The sequence below is a fragment of the Citrobacter sp. VF227 genome, assembly GCF_052950715.1.
Map to the genome: position 1 here is coordinate 1 of NZ_JBRFVF010000208.1, position 555 is coordinate 555.

Below are 555 nucleotides of genomic sequence, written 5' to 3' on the forward strand. Positions count from 1 at the left end.
ATATCAGGGCGCGCAGCCCCAAGCTTGGCGTAGTGGCTGACCACCTCAGCCAGATTGACGGTCGTCATGACGGACCCGTCGAGCCTGGCTTTCACCTCATCCGCCCCCGGTTCAGCCAGCAGCAGGGCGAGCAGCGCGGACGCGTCGAGGACGAAGCCCGTCATTCGGCCTCGGCCTCACGGGCCCGGTCGGCGAGGAAGTCCGCCACGGACGCGCCTGCCTTGTCGCCGACCAGCCTGCGGCTCAGGGCCTGTGCCCGGGCGACGACCTGATCGAGCGTCCGCAACACGATAGCGTCGCCCGTGTCTTCGACGATGACTTCACCACCGTGACTGAGGCCATGCCGCTTGCGAAGATCGGCCGGCAGGCTCACGCGCCCGTCGGGCATCACCTTGGCTCTCATGGCGCACCTCCACTGCCTGCCATGCGAATGAAAGTACGCCGAAAACACCTGACTGCGCCAGGCCTGGCGGCTTACGTCATATTCCAGTGATGCTGGATCAATCTGGACTAGTTGTGCCGCCTAACTGTGTCCGGAAGGGGATCGTCCAGCGG

At 65.4% G+C, this 555-nt stretch carries 2 protein-coding genes; both read right to left on the reverse strand.

Annotated elements, in window-relative coordinates:
* The coding region (locus tag ACU8YC_RS25930; protein ID WP_446896104.1) for a PIN domain-containing protein at positions 1-164 on the reverse strand (164 nt) is incomplete at its 3' end.
* A complete protein-coding gene (locus ACU8YC_RS25935; protein WP_446896103.1) occupies positions 161-403 on the reverse strand; it encodes an AbrB/MazE/SpoVT family DNA-binding domain-containing protein in 243 nt (80 codons plus the stop codon). The genes ACU8YC_RS25930 and ACU8YC_RS25935, both read right to left, overlap by 4 nt.
* Positions 404-555 lie beyond the last annotated feature (152 nt).

Bases quoted from the DNA above. Each gene is read 5' to 3' on its own strand.
- ACU8YC_RS25935 (WP_446896103.1), bottom strand. From the start codon at position 403: ATGAGAGCCAAGGTGATGCCCGACGGGCGCGTGAGCCTGCCGGCCGAT.